The organism is Streptomyces sp. NBC_00572, from assembly GCF_026341815.1.
In the GTDB taxonomy this organism is placed as follows: Bacteria; Actinomycetota; Actinomycetes; order Streptomycetales; family Streptomycetaceae; genus Streptomyces.
The window spans coordinates 4,739,324-4,753,430 of the sequence record NZ_JAPENX010000001.1; the positions used below are offsets into that span (position 1 = coordinate 4,739,324).

At 67.9% G+C, this 14,107-nt stretch carries 11 protein-coding genes and 1 rRNA gene; 10 read left to right on the plus strand and 2 right to left on the minus strand.

What is annotated here, in order from left to right:
- The first annotated feature begins 156 nt into the window (after nt 1-156).
- The 6 genes from eccD (at nt 157) to OG514_RS22030 (ending at nt 7,223) form a co-directional block, all read left to right on the plus strand.
- Nucleotides 157-1,635, plus strand: coding sequence for a type VII secretion integral membrane protein EccD (gene eccD, locus OG514_RS22005; protein WP_266897334.1), 1,479 nt, complete (start codon nt 157-159; stop codon nt 1,633-1,635).
- Between the two features lie 181 nt (nt 1,636-1,816).
- Complete coding sequence (gene rpsO / locus OG514_RS22010; protein WP_231071434.1) at nt 1,817-2,107, plus strand: 30S ribosomal protein S15; 291 nt, start codon at nt 1,817-1,819, stop codon at nt 2,105-2,107.
- Nucleotides 2,108-2,390: 283 nt separating this feature from the next.
- Nucleotides 2,391-4,610, plus strand: a complete 2,220-nt coding sequence (locus tag OG514_RS22015; RefSeq protein WP_266897343.1) for a polyribonucleotide nucleotidyltransferase — start codon at nt 2,391-2,393, stop codon at nt 4,608-4,610.
- On the plus strand, nt 4,607-5,986 hold the full coding sequence (locus OG514_RS22020; RefSeq protein ID WP_266897345.1) for a pitrilysin family protein: 1,380 nt from the start codon (nt 4,607-4,609) through the stop codon (nt 5,984-5,986). Before OG514_RS22015 ends, OG514_RS22020 begins: the two co-directional genes overlap by 4 nt.
- A 26-nt stretch (nt 5,987-6,012) precedes the next feature.
- Nucleotides 6,013-6,765, plus strand: a complete 753-nt coding sequence (dapB, locus tag OG514_RS22025; protein ID WP_266897347.1) for a 4-hydroxy-tetrahydrodipicolinate reductase — start codon at nt 6,013-6,015, stop codon at nt 6,763-6,765.
- Between the two features lie 5 nt (nt 6,766-6,770).
- Nucleotides 6,771-7,223, plus strand: a complete 453-nt coding sequence (locus OG514_RS22030; RefSeq protein ID WP_266897349.1) for a hypothetical protein — start codon at nt 6,771-6,773, stop codon at nt 7,221-7,223.
- Here OG514_RS22030 and OG514_RS22035 read toward each other — a convergent pair.
- The gene (locus OG514_RS22035) at nt 7,213-7,773 is read right to left on the minus strand and encodes a hypothetical protein (protein WP_266897351.1); all 561 of its coding nucleotides are present in this window, start codon (nt 7,771-7,773) and stop codon (nt 7,213-7,215) included. The genes OG514_RS22030 and OG514_RS22035 overlap by 11 nt on opposite strands.
- 54 nt (nt 7,774-7,827) lie before the next feature.
- The gene (locus OG514_RS22040; protein WP_266897353.1) at nt 7,828-8,067 is read right to left on the minus strand and encodes a hypothetical protein; all 240 of its coding nucleotides are present in this window, start codon (nt 8,065-8,067) and stop codon (nt 7,828-7,830) included.
- Nucleotides 8,068-8,222: 155 nt separating this feature from the next.
- On the opposite strand from OG514_RS22040, the gene thyX reads away from it, so the two are divergent.
- The 4 genes from thyX to OG514_RS22060 all read left to right on the plus strand — a co-directional run bounded on the left by thyX (nt 8,223) and on the right by OG514_RS22060 (nt 13,874).
- Complete coding sequence (gene thyX / locus OG514_RS22045) at nt 8,223-8,963, plus strand: FAD-dependent thymidylate synthase (RefSeq protein WP_189831016.1); 741 nt, start codon at nt 8,223-8,225, stop codon at nt 8,961-8,963.
- A 179-nt stretch (nt 8,964-9,142) separates the two neighbouring features.
- Nucleotides 9,143-10,042 carry a 4-hydroxy-tetrahydrodipicolinate synthase gene (gene dapA / locus OG514_RS22050; protein ID WP_266897357.1) on the plus strand — a complete coding sequence of 300 codons (900 nt, stop codon included), beginning with the start codon at nt 9,143-9,145 and terminating at the stop codon, nt 10,040-10,042.
- Nucleotides 10,043-10,141: 99 nt separating this feature from the next.
- Nucleotides 10,142-11,827, plus strand: coding sequence for a ribonuclease J (locus tag OG514_RS22055; RefSeq protein ID WP_266897359.1), 1,686 nt, complete (start codon nt 10,142-10,144; stop codon nt 11,825-11,827).
- 521 nt (nt 11,828-12,348) lie between these two features.
- A 16S ribosomal RNA gene (locus OG514_RS22060) occupies nt 12,349-13,874 on the plus strand.
- Nucleotides 13,875-14,107 lie beyond the last annotated feature (233 nt).

A 14,107-nucleotide genomic window follows, 5' to 3' on the forward strand; every position in this document is an offset into this window, starting at 1 on the left:
GGCTCGTGGCGGGAGCATCCGCACGGCACCCCTGTCGGCAGTCGAGCGCACGGACTTCCCCCATGGGACGGCGATCCTACTTGCAGCCCCCACCCCCCGTCCCCGGTAGGGTGGCGCGCGCATCGTGCGCAACCGCGAATCAGGGGGTCCAGACACGTGAGTACGACCGCAGCGACCGGCTTCTGCCGCGTCACCGTCGTGGCGCCGGACAGCCGCATCGACGTCGCACTCCCCGAGGACATCGCCGTCGCCGACGTCTACCCGGAGATCCTGCGGCTCACCGGACAGACACAGGCCGCCGGTACGCCCACGGGCTACCACCTGGTCCGCCGGGACGGATCCGTCCTCGACGGGGCCCGCACCCTCGCGGCCCAGCAGGTCCTCGACGGCGAGGTGCTCTCCCTGCGCCCGTTCGCCCAGTCCCTGCCGCCGGCCGTCTACGACGACGTGTCCGACGCCGTCGCCTCCGCCGTCACCCGCGACCGGCATCTGTGGAGCGACGAACTGCTGCGCGGCGCCGGACTCGTCGGCGGCGTGCTGCTCCTCGTCCTGATGGGCTTCGTGCTGTGGTTCGCCGACCCGGTCCGCCACGACATGCACAGCCTCCCCGGGATCATCGCGGGCGCCGCGGGATTCCTCCTCACCGCCTTCGCCGGAGTGCGTGCCCGCGTGTACGGCGACCGGGCGACCGCCGTCGCCCTCGGCCTCGGCGCGCTGCCGCTGCTGCTCATCGCCGGCTCCGGCATCGTCGGCCCCGACGCCGGCCAGGGCCCCGGCCGCCTGCAGTTCCTGCTCGGCTCCGTCACCGTCCTCGTCGCCTCGGTGGCCCTGGTCGCGCTCACCCCCAGCGGTGACGCACCCTTCGTCGCCGCCACCTTCCTCGCCACCGTCGGCACCCTCGCCACCTTCGTGGCGATCCTCACCGAGTCGACCGCCACCGAGACGGCCGCCGCCTGCGCCCCCGTCGCCATCGGCCTCGTCGCCTTCCTGCCCGGACTCTCCGCCCGCTTCGCCCGGCTCCCCATCGGCTACGCCGCTCCCCGCAGCGCCACCGACGACGAGTTCCACGGCGACCCGCAGCAGCCCTCCGGCGAGGAGCTCCAGCCCGTCGACGGCGAGCGCATCGCGCTCCAGGCCCGCCGCGGCCACGAGATGCTCCTCGGCCTGGTCGGCGGCTGCGCGGCGGTCGTCGTCGGCTCCGCCGCCGTCCTCGGCTTCGCCGGAAACGTCTGGGGCCAGTTCCTCGCCCTCGCCGCCGGCCTGGCGATGCTGCTGCGCGCCCGCCTCTTCCGCTACACCTCGCAGGTCGCCTGCGTCCTGGTCGCCGGCCTCGCCGCCATCGCGCTGCTCGTCCTCGGCCTCTCCCTCAACCCGCCGGTGGACCTGATCAAGGACTTCCTCATGTACGGGGACCGGGGCCCCCTGGACATCCGTACGATCTGGCTCACCGCGGCGGTCGCCGCCGGAGCCGCGCTGATCACCGCGATCGGCCTGATCATCCCGAGGAAGGGCCTCTCCCCGTTCTGGGGCCGGCTCCTCGACCTGGCCGAGGGCGTCGTCCTGCTCTCCCTCGTCCCGCTCTGCCTCGCCGTCCTCGACGTCTTCACCACGGTCCGGTCCTTGACCAGCAAGTAGAGGTCTGCTCCGGGGGCGCTCCGGCGAGCTGGTACGCTGTGTGACGGCCGTTTGTGTACGCGCTCCCGGAATCCTCTGGAAGCTGCGCCCATCGGACCTTCGCCCGTCGAGTCACGGAAGCTTCTCCTGAGATCAAGACCAGGGGCACTCACGGGCGCACGAATACCTAGAGGAGATCCGCGTGGCTCTCGACGCCGCTGTCAAGAAGCAGATCATGACCGAGTTCGGCACCAAGGAGGGCGACACCGGCTCCCCCGAGGTCCAGGTCGCCATGCTTTCCCGTCGCATCTCGGACCTGACCGAGCACCTCAAGCAGCACAAGCACGACCACCACTCCCGTCGTGGTCTGCTGATCCTGGTCGGCCAGCGCCGCCGCCTGCTGCAGTACCTGGCCAAGAAGGACATCGCGCGCTTCCGTACGCTCGTCGACCGGCTCGGCATCCGCCGTGGTGCGGCCGGCGGCGCCAAGTAAGTCGCCGTTGAGGGAGCGGTTCCCCCTTTCAGGGGGCCGCTCCCTTTGCTGTACGTGCACAAAGTGCGCATCGGCCCGTAGGCTGGTCGCACAACCCCCATAACGACGAGCGAGGAGCCGCCGGCTCGCCGCCGGTCCTCGGTAGTGGCCCCCGGAACGAATCCCCGGGTGCTTCGATCGAAGACCGGCCAGCACCCGAGGCGCGCTTCTCCGCCACCGTCGCACACCGTCCCCGGCCACACGGGCCCCGGACGCAAAGACGAACACGTAGGAGAAACCGCTAGTGGAGAACGAGACCCACTACGCCGAGGCCGTCATCGACAACGGCGCCTTCGGTACCCGCACCATCCGCTTCGAGACCGGCCGTCTGGCCAAGCAGGCCGCCGGCTCCGCCGTCGCCTACCTGGACGACGACACGATGGTCCTTTCGGCGACCACCGCCTCGAAGCGCCCCAAGGACCAGCTCGACTTCTTCCCCCTGACGGTGGACGTCGAGGAGCGGCAGTACGCGGCCGGCAAGATCCCCGGCTCCTTCTTCCGCCGGGAGGGCCGCCCCTCCGAGGACGCGATCCTCACCTGCCGCCTGATCGACCGCCCGCTGCGCCCCTCCTTCAAGAAGGGCCTGCGCAACGAGATCCAGATCGTCGAGACGATCATGGCGCTCAACCCCGACCACCTGTACGACGTGGTCGCGATCAACGCCGCCTCGGCGTCCACGATCCTGGCGGGCCTGCCCTTCTCCGGCCCCATCGGCGCCACCCGCGTCGCCCTGATCAAGGGCCAGTGGGTCGCCTTCCCGACGCACACCGAGCTTGAGGACGCCGTCTTCGACATGGTCGTCGCCGGTCGCGTCCTGGAGGACGGCGACGTCGCGATCATGATGGTCGAGGCCGAGGCCACCGAGAAGACCATCGAGCTCGTCAAGGGCGGCGCCGAGGCGCCGACCGAAGAGGTCGTCGCCGCCGGTCTCGAAGCCGCGAAGCCCTTCATCAAGGCCCTCTGCAAGGCCCAGTCGGACCTCGCCGCCAAGGCCGCCAAGCCCACCGGCGAGTTCCCGGTCTTCCTGGACTACCAGGACGACGTCCTGGAGGCGCTCACCGCCGCCGTCAAGGGTGAGCTCACCAAGGCGCTCACCATCGCCGGCAAGCAGGAGCGCGAGGCCGAGCTCGACCGCATCAAGGAGCTCGCCGCCGAGAAGCTTCTCCCGGCCTTCGAGGGCCGCGAGAAGGAGATCTCGGGCGCCTACCGCGCGCTGACCAAGAAGCTGGTCCGCGAGCGCGTCATCAAGGACAAGGTCCGCATCGACGGCCGTGGCCTCACGGACATCCGTACGCTCGCGGCCGAGGTCGAGGCCATCCCGCGCGTGCACGGCTCGGCGCTGTTCGAGCGTGGCGAGACCCAGATCCTGGGCGTCACCACCCTCAACATGCTCCGTATGGAGCAGCAGCTGGACACCCTCTCCCCGGTGACCCGCAAGCGCTACATGCACAACTACAACTTCCCGCCGTACTCCGTCGGTGAGACCGGCCGCGTGGGCTCGCCCAAGCGCCGCGAGATCGGCCACGGCGCGCTCGCCGAGCGCGCCATCGTGCCGGTCCTTCCGACGCGCGAGGAGTTCCCCTACGCGATCCGTCAGGTGTCCGAGGCCCTCGGCTCCAACGGTTCGACGTCCATGGGCTCGGTCTGCGCCTCCACCATGTCGCTGCTGAACGCCGGTGTGCCGCTCAAGGCCGCCGTCGCCGGTATCGCCATGGGTCTGATCTCCGAGGAGATCGACGGCCAGACGCACTACGTCGCCCTCACCGACATCCTCGGTGCGGAGGACGCCTTCGGCGACATGGACTTCAAGGTCGCCGGCACGAAGCAGTTCGTGACCGCGCTCCAGCTCGACACCAAGCTCGACGGCATCCCCGCCTCGGTCCTGGCCGCCGCGCTGAAGCAGGCCCGCGACGCGCGTCTGCACATCCTCGACGTGATGAACGAGGCGATCGACGTTCCGGACGAGATGTCCCCGAACGCGCCGCGCATCATCACCGTCAAGATCCCGGTGGACAAGATCGGTGAGGTCATCGGCCCCAAGGGCAAGATGATCAACCAGATCCAGGAGGACACCGGCGCCGAGATCACGATCGAGGACGACGGCACCATCTACATCGGTGCCCAGCAGGGCTCGCAGGCCGAGGCCGCCCGCGCCACGATCAACGGCATCGCCAACCCGACCATGCCGGAGGTCGGCGAGCGCTACCTGGGTACGGTCGTCAAGACCACCACCTTCGGTGCCTTCGTCTCCCTGCTCCCGGGCAAGGACGGCCTCCTGCACATCTCGCAGATCCGCAAGCTCGCCGGTGGCAAGCGCGTGGAGAACGTCGAGGACGTGCTGGCGATCGGCTCCAAGGTCCAGGTCGAGATCGCCGAGATCGACCAGCGCGGCAAGCTGTCCCTGATCCCCGTGATCGCGGACGAGGACGCTGCCGAGGGTGACAAGGACGACGCTGCCAAGTGACGTCCCGTAGTTCCCGCGCGACGGCCCGCCCCTCTTCGGAGGGGCGGGCCGTCGCCCGTACCCAAACGCTTCTCCCGGGCAAGGACGGCATCGGCACGGTCCGCCGTACGACCCTCCCCGGCGGCCTCCGGATCGTCACCGAGACCCTCCCCTCCGTGCGCTCCGCCACCTTCGGCATCTGGGCGCACGTCGGATCCCGCGACGAGACCCCTTCGCTGAACGGCGCGACCCACTACCTGGAGCACCTCCTCTTCAAGGGCACCCACAAGCGGTCCGCCCTCGACATCTCCGCCGCGATCGACGCGGTCGGCGGCGAGATGAACGCCTTCACGGCGAAGGAGTACACCTGCTACTACGCCCGGGTCCTCGACACCGACCTGCCGCTGGCGATCGACGTCGTCTGCGACATGCTCACGGGCTCGCTCATCCTCGACGAGGACGTGGACGCCGAGCGCGGTGTCATCCTCGAAGAGATCGCGATGACCGAGGACGACCCCGGTGACGTGGTGCACGAGCTGTTCGCGCAGACCATGTTCGGCGACACCCCGCTGGGCCGCCCGGTCCTCGGCACCGTCGACACGGTCAACGCCCTCACCCGCGGCCAGATCGCCCGCTTCTACAAGAAGCACTACGACCCGACCCACCTGGTCGTCGCCGCCGCGGGCAACGTCGACCACGCCACGGTGGTACGCCAGGTCCGCCGCGCCTTCGAGAAGGCCGGCGCGCTCACCCGTACCGACGCGGTCCCCGTCGCCCCCCGCGACGGCCTGCGCACCCTGCGCGCGGCGGGCCGCGTCGAGCTCCTGAACCGGAAGACCGAGCAGGCCCACGTGGTCCTCGGCATGCCGGGTCTGGCCCGCACCGACGAGCGCCGCTGGGCGCTGGGCGTACTGAACACCGCCCTCGGCGGCGGCATGTCCTCCCGTCTCTTCCAGGAGGTCCGCGAGAAGCGCGGCCTGGCCTACAGCGTGTACTCGTACACCTCGGGCTTCGCCGACTGCGGCCTCTTCGGGGTGTACGCGGGCTGCCGGCCGGGCCAGGTCCACGACGTCCTGAAGATCTGCCGCGACGAGCTCCACAAGGTCGCCTCCGACGGCCTCACGGACGACGAGATCGCCCGCGCCGTCGGCCAGCTCTCCGGTTCGACCGTGCTCGGCCTGGAGGACACCGGCGCGCTGATGAACCGCATCGGCAAGAGCGAGCTGTGCTGGGGCACCCAGATGTCCGTCGACGACATGCTGGACCGGATCGCGGCCGTCACCCCGGACGACGTCCGGGAGGTCGCCCGCGATGTACTGGACCAGCGGCCCTCGCTCTCGGTGATCGGCCCGCTGAAGGACAAGCAGGCGGACCGCCTCCACCAAGCGGTCTCCTGACCCCGATCCGTAAGGAAGACGAAGCAATGAGCAAGCTGCGCGTGGCAGTCCTCGGTGCACAGGGCCGTATCGGCTCCGAGGCCGTGAGGGCCGTCGAGGCCGCCGAGGACATGGAACTGGTCGCGGCCCTCGGCCGCGGGGACAAGCTGGAGACGCTCACCGAGGCGGGCGCCCAGGTGGTCGTCGAGCTGACGACCCCCAGCTCGGTCATGGAGAACCTCGACTTCTGCGTGCGCCACGGCATCCACGCGGTCGTCGGTACCACCGGCTGGACCGAGGAGCGCCTCGCGCAGCTGCGGACCTGGCTCGCCGCCTCCCCGGAGACCGGCGTCCTCATCGCTCCGAACTTCTCCATCGGCGCGGTCCTCACCATGAAGTTCGCCCAGATCGCGGCCCCGTACTTCGAGTCCGTCGAGGTCGTCGAACTGCACCACCCGCACAAGGTGGACGCACCCTCCGGCACCGCCGCCCGGACGGCCCAGCTGATCGCCGCCGCCCGTGCCGAGGCCGGTCTCGGAGCCCAGCCGGACGCGACCGCGACCGCCCTGGACGGCGCGCGCGGCGCGGACGTCGACGGCGTCCGTGTCCACTCGGTACGCCTGGCGGGCCTGCTGGCCCACCAGGAGGTGCTGCTCGGCGGCGAGGGCGAGACCCTCACGGTCCGCCACGACTCGCTGCACCACTCCAGCTTCATGCCGGGCATCCTTCTGGGCGCCCGCCGTGTCACCAGCACTCCGGGCCTCACCTTCGGCCTGGAGAACTTCCTGGACCTGGGCTGACGGCCATGGGCGGAAAGATCACGTACGTCTTCCTGGCCACCGTGCTCGTCCTCGTCTTCGGCGTGGTGGCGATGGAGGGCGTCCTGCTACTCCTCACGGGCGAACCGGCCGCCATGGGCATGGGCGCGGTGGCGTTCCTGCTGCCCGCCGTCGGCGGCTGGTTCCTCTGGAAGAACACCCGGTTCGCCCGCCAGGCGGGCCGCCTCGCCACCGAACTGGAGGCGGAGGGCGGCCTGCCCGTCGACGAGCTGAAGCGCACGGAGGGCGGCCGGATCGACCGCGACTCGGCCGACGAGGTCTTCTCCCGGCGCAAGGCCGAGACGGAGGACTCGCCGGACGACTGGCGCTGCTGGTTCCGGCTCGCGGTCGCGTATCACGACGCCCGCGACACCCCCCGCGCCCGCAAGGCGATGCAGAGGGCCATCGCCCTCCACGAGGGGCGTCCGGTCAGCGCGTAGCGGCCTGGGGCCGGCCGTACTCGGCGTTCCAGGCCTCGACCGTGTCGGCCGCCCGGTCGAAGGCCTCGACACGGGAGAGGAAGTCGGCGTTGTGGTCGGTGAGCAGCGCCAGCTGCTCACCACCCTGCCGGCCGAGCACCAGGGCCTGGCCCTGGACGGTACGGGGGAGCCCCAGCCAGCGCACCGGCTGCTGCACGGTCCGTACGTGGGTCACCTTCGCCCACGGCACGGTGACGGTCGAGAAGAAGGCCACGCGCCGGATCCCGGCGCGGCTCACCCAGGTGCCCATACGGAGCATCCGCAGGGCGGCCAGGATGACCAACACGGCGATGGTCAGGGTGGCGGCCCCGCCGCTGAAGCCTCCCGCCGCGGCGATGATCACCGCGGCGAGGAGTACGAACGAGGCCAGCAGCAGCGCGAGCGCCGCCGCTCCGACCCGCCAGGACCCGGGCCGGTACGGACGACGCCACTGGTCGTGGTCGTCGAACGGCAGGGCGACGTGGTCGGTCGTGTCAAAAGCACGGTCCGCCGTCAGAAAGGGCAGGGGCACGACAGGTCCTCACTCACAAGCACGCTCGAAGGGGCAGTGCCCGGTGAGGCTACCTCAGCGGTTGTCGGAGGCTTCGGACTGCTGCTGGCTCCGGGCGGAGTCGCCCGATTGCAGGGACGGCATCCCGAAGATCAGCGACCCCACGAGACCGGCCACGACCGTCAGCCCGATCAGGGTACGGCCCACGATCTGTGAGGCGCCGAGGCGCTCCCGGGGTGGCGGAGTGACGTTACTGCGGAATTGGTCGGCCTCCGCGACGAACGCGAACGGTACGGCCTCGTTCCGGCTGAACATCAGGGCCACTCTCCTCGGGTTGTGTTCATGTGTCACAGGGAGAGACGACAGAACCGGGGTTTTGGTGCCCTATTTCACCAAAGCGGCCGAATCTCATCCTCCGGTAGGACGTCGTTAGAGTGGGCGACTGCAACAGCCGATTGGAAGGACCGCTGGTGACCGACAGCCCCACCGAGAACGTGAAGATCGACTTCCGGAGCGACGTCACCGTTGATCTGGTCAAGAGCGCGGCGGCCGACTCCGACGTCCTCTGGGCGGCGCGGGTCTCCACGGCCGGCGAGCAGTCCCTCGAAGAGCTCCAGAAGGACCCGGAGCGCTCGAAGGGCCTCATCAACTACCTGATGCGCGACCGCCACGGCAGCCCCTTCGAGCACAACTCGATGACGTTCTTCATCAGCGCCCCGATCTTCGTGTTCCGAGAGTTCATGCGGCACCGTGTCGGCTGGTCGTACAACGAGGAATCGGGCCGCTACAGGGAGCTCCAGCCGGTCTTCTACGTCCCCGACGCCTCCCGCAAGCTCGTCCAGGAAGGCCGCCCCGGAAAGTACGTCTTCGTCGACGGCACCCAGGAGCAGCACGACCTGGTCAGCCGCACGATGGAGGACTCGTACCGTCAGGCGTACGCCACCTACCAGGAGATGCTGGCCGCCGGCGTCGCCCGCGAGGTCGCCCGCTCGGTCCTCCCCGTCGGTCTCTTCTCCTCGATGTACGCCACGTGCAACGCGCGCTCGCTGATGCACTTCCTCGGTCTGCGCACCCAGCACGAGCTCGCCGCGGTCCCGTCCTTCCCGCAGCGGGAGATCGAGATGGTCGGCGAGAAGATGGAAGAGCACTGGGCCCGGCTGATGCCGCTGACCCACGCGGCCTTCAACAAGAACGGCCGTGTGGCCCCATAGAGCACAGATGTCCGAACACCCCGAGCGAAGTGTCCGTATTGCGACGTTTCACGAAGTTCATCTAGGCTGATCAAACGGACCCGGCGCTGCCTGAACCCCCGAGCAGGCAGCGCCGGGCTCCCTTTCTCCTGTCCCCCCAGGGGGACCCCCGGCGCTGAGCAGCGAGTAGCGTGTTACCCATGGCTCCGATCTCCACTCCGCAGACCCCCTTCGGGCGGGTCCTCACCGCCATGGTCACGCCCTTCACGGCGGACGGCGCACTCGACCTCGACGGTGCCCAGCGACTGGCCACCCACCTGGTGGACGCAGGCAACGACGGCCTCGTCATCAACGGGACCACCGGCGAGTCCCCCACCACCAGCGACGCGGAGAAATCGGAGCTGGTACGAGCGGTACTGGAGGCGGTCGGCGACCGCGCCCACATCGTGGCCGGCATCGGCACCAACGACACCCACCACTCCATCGAGCTGGCCCGCACCGCCGAGCGTGACGGCGCACACGGCCTGCTCGCCGTCACCCCGTACTACAACAAGCCCTCACAGGAGGGCCTGTACCGGCACTTCTCGGCCATCGCCGACGCCACCGAGCTCCCGGTGATGCTCTACGACATCCCCGGCCGCAGCGGCGTCCCGATCGACACCGAGACGCTCGTCCGGCTCGCCGAGCACCCGCGCGTCGTCGCCAACAAGGACGCCAAGGGCGACCTCGGCCGCGCCAGCTGGGCCATCGCCCGCTCCGGCCTCGCCTGGTACTCCGGCGACGACATGCTCAACCTGCCCCTGCTCTCCGTCGGCGCCTGCGGCTTCGTCTCCGTCGTGGGCCACGTCGTCACCCCGGAGCTCCGCGCCCTCCTCGACGCCCACCTGGGCGGCGAGGTCCAGAAGGCCACCGAGATCCACCAGAAGCTGCTCCCGGTCTACACCGGCATGTTCCGCACCCAGGGCGTCATGACGACCAAGGCCGCCCTCGCCCTCCAGGGCCTCCCGGCCGGCCCCCTGCGGCTGCCGCTCGTGGAGCTCTCCCCCCAGGAGACCGAGCAGCTCAAGGTCGACCTGGCCGCCGGCGGGGTAGAGCTCTGACAACGGACTTCACAACTGAACACTGACAACAGCAAGTGCACGAATGTCATGCGCGCCACGTGCCAAGGGGTACGTGGCGTGCGTGGTGAGGAGAGTCTTTTGAGTCATCCGCATCCTGAACTCGGCGCCCCGCCGAAGCTGCCGAAGGGCGCCCTGCGCGTCATCCCGCTCGGCGGGCTCGGCGAAATCGGCCGGAACATGACGGTCTTCGAATTCGACGGCCGTCTGCTCATCGTCGACTGCGGCGTCCTCTTCCCCGAAGAGGAGCAGCCCGGCGTCGACCTGATCCTCCCGGACTTCAGCATCATCCGGGACCGCCTCGACGACATCGAAGGCATCGTGCTCACGCACGGCCACGAGGACCACATCGGTGCCGTCCCCTACCTGCTCCGGCTCAAGCCGGACATCCCGCTCATCGGCTCCAAGCTGACCCTCGCCCTGATCGAGGCCAAGCTCCAGGAGCACCGCATCCGCCCCTACACCCTTGAGGTGAAGGAGGGCGACCGGGAGGTGCTGGGTTCGTTCGACTGCGAGTTCATCGCGGTCAACCACTCCATCCCGGACGCGCTGGCGGTCGCCATCCGCACCCCCGCGGGCATGGCCGTCGCCACCGGCGACTTCAAGATGGACCAGCTCCCGCTGGACGGCCGCCTCACCGACCTGCACGCGTTCGCGCGGCTCAGCGAGGAGGGCATCGACCTCCTGCTGTCCGACTCGACGAACGCCGAGGTCCCGGGCTTCGTCCCGCCGGAGAAGGACATCTCCAACGTCCTGCGCACGGTCTTCGCGAACGCCCAGAAGCGCATCATCGTGGCCAGCTTCGCCAGCCACGTGCACCGCATCCAGCAGATCCTCGACGCCGCCCACGAGTACGGCCGCAGGGTCGCCTTCGTCGGCCGCTCGATGGTCCGCAACATGGGCATCGCCCGTGACCTGGGCTACCTCCGGGTCCCGGCCGGCCTCGTCGTGGACGTGAAGACCCTCGACGACCTGCCGGACGACGAGGTCGTGCTGGTCTGCACGGGTTCCCAGGGCGAGCCGATGGCGGCCCTGTCCCGCATGGCGAACCGCGACCACCAGATCCGGATCGTCCCCGGTGACACCGTGATCCTGGCGTCGTCCCTGATCCCGGGCAACGAGAACGCGGTCTACCGCGTGATCAACGGCCTGACCCGCTGGGGCGCGAACGTCGTCCACAAGGGCAACGCCAAGGTCCACGTCTCGGGCCACGCCTCGGCCGGCGAGCTGCTGTACTTCTACAACATCTGCCGCCCGAAGAACCTCATGCCGGTCCACGGCGAATGGCGCCACCTGCGCGCCAACGCCGAGCTCGGCGCGATGACGGGTATCCCCAAGGACCACATCGTCATCGCCGAGGACGGCGTCGTCGTCGACCTGGTGGACGGCCGCGCCCGGATCACCGGCAAGGTCCAGGCGGGTTACGTGTACGTCGACGGCCTCTCGGTCGGCGACGTCACCGAGGTCCACCTCAAGGACCGCCGCATCCTCGGCGAAGAGGGCATCATCTCGGTCTTCGTGGTGGTGGACTCCTCCACCGGCAAGATCGTCAGCGGGCCGAACATCCACGCCCGGGGCTCCGGCATCGAGGACTCGGCGTTCGACGCCGTACTCCCGAAGGTCGACCAGGCGCTGAACAAGTCGGCTCAGGACGGCGTGCTCGAACCCCACCAGCTCCAGCAGCTGATCCGCCGCACCGTCGGCAAGTGGGTCTCCGACACCTACCGCCGCCGGCCGATGATCCTCCCGGTCGTCGTCGAGGTCTGACGGGTCTGACCAGCGACGCACCGGAGCGGGGCCCCTCGATTTGCATCGGGGCGCCCCGCTCCAGTACGTTTACGGCTCCGCCAGAACGGGAAGCCCCGGCGCCGACGTGCGCCTGAACGCTTCTCCGGGAGGCGGGAAATCCGGCTCAGATCTTCTGATAAAGTCGGAAACGCCGAAAGGCCCCCGGAGTGAAAACAAAAGGGACCGGAAAGCACCGAGGAAATCGGATCGGAAAGATCTGATAGAGTCGGAAACGCAAGAACGAAGGGAAGCCCGGAGGAAAGCCCGAGAGGGTGAGTACAAAGGAAGCGTCCGTTCCTTGAGAACTCAACAGCGTGCCAAAAATCAACGCCAGATTAGTTGATACCCCGTCCATCTTCGGATGGCGAGGTTCCTTTGAAAGTCCTGCCCGCCCTTGTGGCGGGTAGGCAACATACACAGCGAGGACGCTGTGGACAGTCGGCCTTATTCCGGCCTGACTGTCCCGCTCAACGCGAGTGTCACCCGATTACGGGTAAACATTCACGGAGAGTTTGATCCTGGCTCAGGACGAACGCTGGCGGCGTGCTTAACACATGCAAGTCGAACGATGAAGCCCTTCGGGGTGGATTAGTGGCGAACGGGTGAGTAACACGTGGGCAATCTGCCCTTCACTCTGGGACAAGCCCTGGAAACGGGGTCTAATACCGGATAACACCGGCTTCCGCATGGGAGCTGGTTGAAAGCTCCGGCGGTGAAGGATGAGCCCGCGGCCTATCAGCTTGTTGGTGGGGTAATGGCCTACCAAGGCGACGACGGGTAGCCGGCCTGAGAGGGCGACCGGCCACACTGGGACTGAGACACGGCCCAGACTCCTACGGGAGGCAGCAGTGGGGAATATTGCACAATGGGCGAAAGCCTGATGCAGCGACGCCGCGTGAGGGATGACGGCCTTCGGGTTGTAAACCTCTTTCAGCAGGGAAGAAGCGAAAGTGACGGTACCTGCAGAAGAAGCGCCGGCTAACTACGTGCCAGCAGCCGCGGTAATACGTAGGGCGCAAGCGTTGTCCGGAATTATTGGGCGTAAAGAGCTCGTAGGCGGCTTGTCACGTCGGGTGTGAAAGCCCGGGGCTTAACCCCGGGTCTGCATCCGATACGGGCAGGCTAGAGTGTGGTAGGGGAGATCGGAATTCCTGGTGTAGCGGTGAAATGCGCAGATATCAGGAGGAACACCGGTGGCGAAGGCGGATCTCTGGGCCATTACTGACGCTGAGGAGCGAAAGCGTGGGGAGCGAACAGGATTAGATACCCTGGTAGTCCACGCCGTAAACGTTGGGAACTAGGTGTTGGCGACATTCCACGTCGTCGGTGCCGCAGCTAACGCATTAAGTTCCCCGCCTGGGGAGTACGGCCGCAAGGCTAAAACTCAAAGGAATTGACGGGGGCCCGCACAAGCAGCGGAGCATGTGGCTTAATTCGACGCAACGCGAAGAACCTTACCAAGGCTTGACATATACCGGAAAGCATTAGAGATAGTGCCCCCCTTGTGGTCGGTATACAGGTGGTGCATGGCTGTCGTCAGCTCGTGTCGTGAGATGTTGGGTTAAGTCCCGCAACGAGCGCAACCCTTGTCCTGTGTTGCCAGCATGCCCTTCGGGGTGATGGGGACTCACAGGAGACCGCCGGGGTCAACTCGGAGGAAGGTGGGGACGACGTCAAGTCATCATGCCCCTTATGTCTTGGGCTGCACACGTGCTACAATGGCCGGTACAAAGAGCTGCGATGCCGCGAGGCGGAGCGAATCTCAAAAAGCCGGTCTCAGTTCGGATTGGGGTCTGCAACTCGACCCCATGAAGTCGGAGTTGCTAGTAATCGCAGATCAGCATTGCTGCGGTGAATACGTTCCCGGGCCTTGTACACACCGCCCGTCACGTCACGAAAGTCGGTAACACCCGAAGCCGGTGGCCCAACCCCTTGTGGGAGGGAGCTGTCGAAGGTGGGACTGGCGATTGGGACGAAGTCGTAACAAGGTAGCCGTACCGGAAGGTGCGGCTGGATCACCTCCTTTCTAAGGAGCACAGTACCGATTGCAGGCAAATGTTCTGCACGGTCAGCTCATGGGTGGAACGTTGATTAGTTGGCACGATCTTGAGGATCACTTCACAAGTACTGCTTCGGCGTGGAACGTGATGATGATGCGACGGGTCGTGCTTGGCACGTTGTTGGGTATCTGAGGGTACGGCCGTAAGGTTTGTATCTTCGCGATGCCGGCCCCAGTGAACTCGCTGCTTATGTGGCGGG

Bases quoted from the DNA above. Each gene is read 5' to 3' on its own strand.
- dapA (WP_266897357.1), top strand. From the start codon at position 9,143: ATGGCTCCGATCTCCACTCCGCAGACCCCCTTCGGGCGGGTCCTCACC.
- OG514_RS22030 (WP_266897349.1), top strand. From the start codon at position 6,771: ATGGGCGGAAAGATCACGTACGTCTTCCTGGCCACCGTGCTCGTCCTC.
- dapB (WP_266897347.1), top strand. From the start codon at position 6,013: ATGAGCAAGCTGCGCGTGGCAGTCCTCGGTGCACAGGGCCGTATCGGC.
- OG514_RS22040 (WP_266897353.1), bottom strand. From the start codon at position 8,067: ATGTTCAGCCGGAACGAGGCCGTACCGTTCGCGTTCGTCGCGGAGGCC.